The organism is Bacillus sp. LBG-1-113 (assembly GCF_020708615.1).
Classification (GTDB): domain Bacteria; phylum Bacillota; class Bacilli; order Bacillales; family Bacillaceae; genus Bacillus; species Bacillus mojavensis.
Map to the genome: position 1 here is coordinate 181,159 of NZ_JAJFDG010000007.1, position 7,020 is coordinate 188,178.

6 protein-coding genes are annotated in these 7,020 nt (G+C 43.2%); all 6 read left to right on the top strand.

The features are described from left to right. Positions 1-104 precede the first annotated feature (104 nt). The 6 genes from LJF29_RS16570 (at position 105) to zinU (ending at position 6,876) form a co-directional block, all read left to right on the top strand. On the top strand, positions 105-1,310 hold the full coding sequence (locus LJF29_RS16570; protein WP_229149720.1) for an MFS transporter: 1,206 nt from the start codon (positions 105-107) through the stop codon (positions 1,308-1,310). A gap of 129 nt (positions 1,311-1,439) precedes the next feature. Continuing rightward, positions 1,440-2,348 carry a GTP cyclohydrolase FolE2 gene (folE2, locus tag LJF29_RS16575; protein ID WP_229149722.1) on the top strand — a complete coding sequence of 303 codons (909 nt, stop codon included), beginning with the start codon at positions 1,440-1,442 and terminating at the stop codon, positions 2,346-2,348. Positions 2,349-2,586: 238 nt separating this feature from the next. Next, positions 2,587-3,750 carry a tetratricopeptide repeat protein gene (locus tag LJF29_RS16580; protein WP_168746898.1) on the top strand — a complete coding sequence of 388 codons (1,164 nt, stop codon included), beginning with the start codon at positions 2,587-2,589 and terminating at the stop codon, positions 3,748-3,750. Further along, positions 3,737-3,859 carry a hypothetical protein gene (locus LJF29_RS21195; RefSeq protein WP_267496093.1) on the top strand — a complete coding sequence of 41 codons (123 nt, stop codon included), beginning with the start codon at positions 3,737-3,739 and terminating at the stop codon, positions 3,857-3,859. The genes LJF29_RS16580 and LJF29_RS21195 overlap by 14 nt, the downstream gene beginning before the upstream one ends. A 615-nt stretch (positions 3,860-4,474) precedes the next feature. Then, entirely contained in the window at positions 4,475-5,638 is a 1,164-nt protein-coding gene (locus LJF29_RS16585) for an FAD/NAD(P)-binding protein (RefSeq protein WP_229149723.1), read from the top strand. 44 nt (positions 5,639-5,682) lie between these two features. Next, on the top strand, positions 5,683-6,876 hold the full coding sequence (gene zinU, locus LJF29_RS16590) for a zinc metallochaperone ZinU (protein WP_229149724.1): 1,194 nt from the start codon (positions 5,683-5,685) through the stop codon (positions 6,874-6,876). The last annotated feature ends 144 nt before the right edge of the window (positions 6,877-7,020 follow it).

A 7,020-nucleotide genomic window follows, 5' to 3' on the forward strand; every position in this document is an offset into this window, starting at 1 on the left:
AAACGTGTCACATTAGCTTACACATGTCTTTTCCGAAAAAATAAGGTCATATATTCTTAATTCAGAAAATTGAAATTTTTAATGGGTCAAGAAAGGGGAATGTTATGAAGCTGTCGGAACTGAAAACAAGCGGTCACCCAACCACTTTGCTCTGCTCGTTTTTATACTTTGATGTAAGTTTTATGATATGGGTTATGCTTGGAGCGCTCGGTGTTTATATTTCTCAGGATTTTGGCCTGTCTCCCTTTGAAAAAGGACTTGTCGTGGCTGTGCCGATTTTATCGGGGTCTGTGTTTCGGATCATATTAGGCGTGTTAACGGACAGAATCGGTCCGAAAAAAACAGCTGTCATCGGGATGCTGGTGACAATGATCCCGCTGCTTTGGGGGACATTTGGAGGCCGGTCGCTGACTGAACTTTATGCGATCGGCATTCTGCTTGGCGTGGCAGGCGCGAGCTTTGCTGTTGCGCTTCCTATGGCAAGCCGGTGGTATCCGCCTCATTTGCAGGGACTTGCAATGGGGATAGCGGGTGCGGGTAATAGCGGCACCTTGTTTGCGACACTGTTTGGCCCCCGGCTTGCAGAGCAGTTTGGCTGGCACAGTGTGATGGGAATTGCGCTTCTTCCTCTGATCATCGTCTTTGTTCTATTTGTTTTCATGGCGAAGAATTCCCCTGAACAACCAGCACCGCAGCCGCTCAAAAACTATTTGCAGGTGTTCGGACAAAAGGAAACGTGGTTTTTCTGTCTGCTGTACAGCGTCACGTTTGGAGGTTTTGTGGGGCTGTCCAGCTTTTTGGCGATATTCTTCGTCGATCAATATCAGCTGTCAAAAATTCATGCAGGAGATTTCGTCACATTATGTGTAGCAGCCGGCAGTTTTTTCCGGCCTGTAGGGGGCTGGATTTCAGATCGTGTCGGGGGCACGAGGGTTCTTTCTGTTTTGTTTGTCATTGTGGCCCTTTGCATGGCCGGAGTCAGCAGTCTGCCGTCTCTTTCAATCGTTATCATCCTTTTATTTGTCGGAATGATGGGACTCGGAATGGGCAACGGAGCAGTGTTTCAGCTCGTCCCGCAGCGCTTCCGGAAAGAAATCGGAATGGTGACGGGAATCGTCGGCGCAGCAGGAGGCATCGGAGGTTTCTTTCTGCCAAACATTTTAGGGTCATTAAAACAGATGACAGGCACATATGCCATCGGATTTATCACATTTTCCTGTATCGCATTGCTGGCGTTTGTGCTTGTGATTGCCGCAGGATATTACTGGAGAAAAAGCTGGAGCACGGAAAGCAGCCCGGCGGATGTTTGATGTTTGTATGGGAGACACGCGATTGTGCGTGTCTTTTTTTGCTGTTTTCAACTTTCTCTTGATTTTAACTCGTGAACCGATCAGAATAAATAGTAATTATTACGATTTAAATCGGAAGGAGTTTTCTGATTGGAACAGCACATTCTGCTCCCGGGAAAAACGGAGCGTCTTCACTATTTTGGGTCAGTCAGTCCCATGAAAGGGCAAAAGCCTGTGGAAAAGGAGAACATGAAGGATCTTCAGAATATCAGAAAAGACTATTTTTTTGATATTCAGCAAGTAGGTGTCACCAATGTGTCTCACCCGGTTACTGTTGCCTCAGCGATGAAGCCTTTTCAGCAAACGACAGCAGCGAACTTTACCATGACCGCCAGCCTGCAGCGGAATCAGAAGGGCATCAATATGAGCAGGTTAACAGAGCAGCTTCAACGCTATCATCAAAACGGCTGGATTCTCTCATTTTCTTCCCTTCAGCAATTTACGAAAGAGCTTGCAGAAAACATGGATCAAATCTCGGCTTGCGTCGAAGTGCGGTTCCCGTGGTATTTCGAAAGAAAGAGTCCAATGCTGGAGAAAGCGGGGCTGATGCATGCTGAGATATTGATGTCTGTTGCCTATCACGAAGATCAGCTGTTTAAACAGCGGGCCGGTATCTCAGCGAAAGTAACGACTCTTTGCCCTTGCTCTAAGGAAATCAGTGAATACAGTGCCCACAATCAGAGAGGAACGGTCAGCATTTTGGCAGATATTCATCCGGCGGCACTGCTCCCAGTCGATGTCAAAGCGGATTTGCTTCACGTTGCAGAATCAAATGCCAGCGCGAGACTGCACCCGGTGTTAAAGCGTCCGGATGAAAAGGCCGTAACGGAAACCGCTTATGAAAATCCCAGATTTGTTGAGGATCTGGCCCGTCTCATTGCCGCAGACTTGTATGAGCTTGAATGGGTGTCGGCCTTTGATATTGAATGCCGCAACGAAGAATCAATTCATCTGCACGATGCCTATGCGAAGCTTAGGTTTTCAAAACAGGAGGAATGACTATGAAGCTTTCATTCTTATTTATTTCTGTTTTTGCGTCGGTAATTCTGATGTCAGCTTGTTCTTCTCATGTAGAAGAGAAAGAAAGCTAAAAACGAGTCCATATCATTTGATATGGGCTTTTTACTTTTTAAATCATAATTAGGATGAATAGAGAGATTTTTCAAAAAATAATACTATTGATACATGTCTTTAGTGGTATAATATTTAATAAATGTAAAGAAAAGGAGGTAAATCGTTGTCTGTCCCTGATTTAATCCCATATCATTTTGTTACCACAGACATAAATCACTGGTATGTTGTAATAAAACAAGGCCGAATAGAGAAAGCAAAGGAAATGAAAAGAAAAGTAGAGAATGAATTTAATAAGATGGAGAAAAACGAGAAGGTTGCAGTTTACCTTCAGCTCTTAAAATTGAGGCATGAGATTATGCTTTCTTATTTAGAGCCTGACTCTGTTAAAGATATTGACAGCGTTTTTGAGGGCCTTAAAGAGACAAGAGAAAACCTTGCTCCGGAATCTCTTACGAATACAATTGAATTTTATTTTCATTTTTTCACCGGGATGTATCATTTCCGGACAAGAGATTTAGTCATTGCTTTAACATATTATCGAGAAGCCGAGAGATATCTTGATTTATTAGATGAAAACGCAAATACAGATAAGGCAGAGTTCTATTTCAAAGTGTCAGAGGTCTATTACTACATGAAAGAGACTCATTTCTCCATGAATTATGCTCAACGGGCATACGCTATTTTTAAACGGCAGAAAGACGATAAGGGCAATCTTACATATGGAAAAGAAATGGTTCACTGCCAGTTTGTTATCTTTGGTAACTGGCTTGATAAAATGTGTTATGAAGAAGCCTTAGAAACAGCAGAAAAAGCGTTAAAAGATGCTGTTAAAATAGGTGAGCAGCATTTAATTGGTTCTGCTCATTTTAATGTAGGATTATGTTATAATCATCTTGAAGAACTTGACAATGCAGAAAAACATTTTCAAATTGCCTATGAAATTCATAAGGCCCAGAAACATATCTATGAGTCAAAAGCGGTCTTTAATTTAGCTTATGTTAAGGCAAAACAAAATGACCTTCAGGCTGCATTAAAATTGTACGAAGAAGGAAAAAAGATTGCAGAACGTCATAATAATCAAGAGGTAGCAGAAAAACTGAAACTCGTTAAAGGGCTTTATTTATCATTTGATTTGCAGACACTCAGAGAAGTGTTCGAGTTCTTCAGGGAAAAAAATCTGTATGGTGACATGGAAGAATACGCTGTTGCTGTTGCTGATTTTCTGACCAACAAAGAAAAAAGACATGATGCGGTCGATTTTTATCAATTGGCAATTGAAGCACGCAAACAAATTCAAAGGGGGAAACATTTAAATGAAAAAATGTAAAATTGCAATTTGTTTAGCGCTTTTATTTGGCATTGTTGGTGTTTCTGGCGCTTCGTATGCTTTTAATGAGCAGTCCACTTATAAAGTCGCAGATAGAGCAGCGACTTAATTGAATATTATCAATCAACCCCCATTTTGGATAATCTCTATCAAAATGGGGTTTATTAATTTCTATGTTCGATGCTCATCCAAGTCGTGTATTGATTTAATGAAGTTTCGAATATTCATGGATGTGAATGAAAGTTCTTTGAATGAAACTCTTCAACTGAATGTAAGATGCAAGCATGGGATCTTTATCAATAAACCCTCAGCAACAATAAAATGGGACCAATTATCACATTATGATGGATGGAGTACTAAAAAGAGATTGAGCAAATGACAAAAACATTAAAATTAGAGGATTGGCCTGTAGCATAATTTTATTATGAAGCTTGTATACTTTGTGTAATGCCAATTGTCCCCAGTCGATAAAAAATTCCCCATATCCATCTAACTCTTATTCTATAACAAAGATCGATAGAGTTTGTTTTATCTAAACTTCAACATAATTTGGTCGTTTTGAGATGGTTTGTTTGGATGGATCTCCAACGACATGGATATACAAAAACATACCTGACCACACAAAAGTTGTGATCAGCTGATAGAAAGCAGTTGACAAAAAGGGAAAAAGAACATACGATTTAAATCGTAATAATTACGTTTTGTGCAGAGAGGAGTTACTCCTATGTATAAATGGCTTATCATTGGCGGCGGAATTCAAGGCTCGACCTTGGCTGTGCATCTGGTGAAAAGCGGAAAGGTGCCTATACAGGATCTTGTGGTCATTGATCCTCATGAACAGCCTCTTGAGTGCTGGAAACGAAATACGGGCCGCATTCGGATGAACTATTTACGCTCTCCATCGGTTCATCACATGGATACCGAGCCGTTCAGCCTGCAAACGTATGCGGATAAAAGCCAGTGGCTGGAGGTATTCTTCGGAAGGTATAAGCGCCCCTCTTTATCGCTTTTTAATCAGCATTGTGAAACGGTATTGGATGAGATACATATTGATCAGGCGTGGAAGAGAGGTATGGTGACAGACTTGAGAAGGAGAAACGGATTGTGGGAAGTGAGGACAGATGCCTCCGAAACAATCATGAGCGAAAGAGTTGTACTAGCTATGAGTTTTTCACAACAGCCTTGCTGGCCGGAGTGGGCAAAGCCATTTCAGAATGACGGCATTTATCACGTGTTTGACAGGGATGTGCAAGGGTTAGGACAGGAAGGTGGAAGTGCGGCAGTTGTGGGCGGAGGGATCACGGCGGCTCATTACGCCATCAAGCTCTCAGATGACGGGTACGACGTAACGATGCTCGTGAGGCATCCGTTTCGCACCTATGATTTTGACAGTGATCCGGGCTGGCTTGGCCCGAAATATATGAAAAGATTCAGCAAAACGTCAGACTATCAAAAGAGAAGGCAATGGATCACAAACGCCAGACATCGCGGCTCCTTCCCGAAGGACATCTCAAGAAAGCTTGCTGTCTATAGAGAAGAGGGCAGGATAAAGGTCATTCAGGATGAAGTGATATCATGTCAAAAAACAGCTGACGGTCGGCTGTACATACAGCTGAAGAAAAATGAATCGTCATACACATTCGAACATATCGCGCTGGCAACAGGCTTTGCCTCTGACATCAGCCGATTCGAGTGGGTTCAAAAAGCAGCGCAAGCAGAGCAATTGCCTTTTGCCGGCTGCGGCTTTCCGATTGTCGGCAAGGATTTGCAATGGGGGAACGGGTTATACGTGATGGGTGCCTTTGCGGAACTTGAAATCGGGCCGACTGCGAGAAATATTTCTGGGGCGCGAAAAGCGGCATTCACTATTACACAAACGGTGAAGTAAATGATTTAAATCGTAATAATTCTATTTTGAGAGGATGAGATCACATGAAAAAAATTCCGGTTACAGTACTAAGCGGCTATCTTGGCGCGGGAAAAACAACACTGCTCAATAGCATATTGCAAAATCGCGAAGGCTTAAAAATAGCCGTTATTGTAAATGACATGAGCGAGGTAAACATTGACGCTGGGTTGGTTAAGCAGGAAGGCGGGCTTTCCAGAACAGATGAAAAGCTAGTGGAAATGTCAAACGGCTGCATTTGCTGCACACTTCGCGAGGATTTGTTAGTCGAAGTGGAGAAGCTGGCAAAAGAGGGACGGTTTGATTATATCGTAATCGAATCGACGGGAATCAGCGAACCGATCCCGGTGGCCCAGACATTTTCTTATATTGACGAAGAGCTGGGAATCGATCTCACAAAGTTTTGTGAGTTAGATACGATGGTGACAGTGGTCGATGCGAATCGTTTTTGGCATGACTATCAGTCGGGTGACAGCCTTCTGGACCGCAAAGAAGCACTCGGGGAAGAGGATGAAAGAGAAATTGCCGACCTGTTAATCGATCAAATTGAGTTTTGCGATGTTCTGATCTTAAATAAATGTGATTTAGTCAGCGAGCAAGAGCTTGAACAGCTTGAGAAAGTCCTTCGCACCCTGCAGCCAAGGGCTAAATTCATTCGCGCTGTCAAAGGGAACGTCAAGCCGCAGGAGATTTTACATACAGGGCTATTTAACTTCGAGGAAGCGAGCGGATCTGCCGGCTGGATAAGAGAGCTGACGGCAGGCCATGCAGCCCATACCCCGGAAACCGAGGAATATGGCATTTCTTCATTTGTTTATAAAAGACGACTGCCGTTTCATTCAACGCGCTTTTATCACTGGATGGATCAAATGCCTAAAAATGTTGTCCGCGCCAAAGGCATCGTCTGGTGCGCATCGCATAACAGCCTCGCTCTTCTGATGTCTCAAGCCGGCCCGTCCGTAACGATTGAGCCGGTATCCTATTGGGTGGCGGCGATGCCGAAGCTCGAACAGGAGCAAATCAAACAGCAGGAGCCGGAAATATTAGAGGATTGGGACCCAGAGTTTGGCGACCGTCTGACGCAGCTGGTGTTTATCGGAACAGACTTGGACGAAGAAGCCATTACAAAGAAGCTTGATCAATGTTTGCTGACTGAATATGAGTTTGATTCCGATTGGTCGCTGTTTGAAGATCCATTTAAATGGAAGCTGAATCAATAGGAAAAAGCCGTCTCCTGCGGGACTGACCCCATAAGATGAGACAAATAAAAAACACCTTCAAGTTTGAAAACGGATAGTTGTTATCCGAAATAAGACTTGGAGGTGTTTTTTGTATGGGAACAAGAGTGAGTTATCCGATTGAAG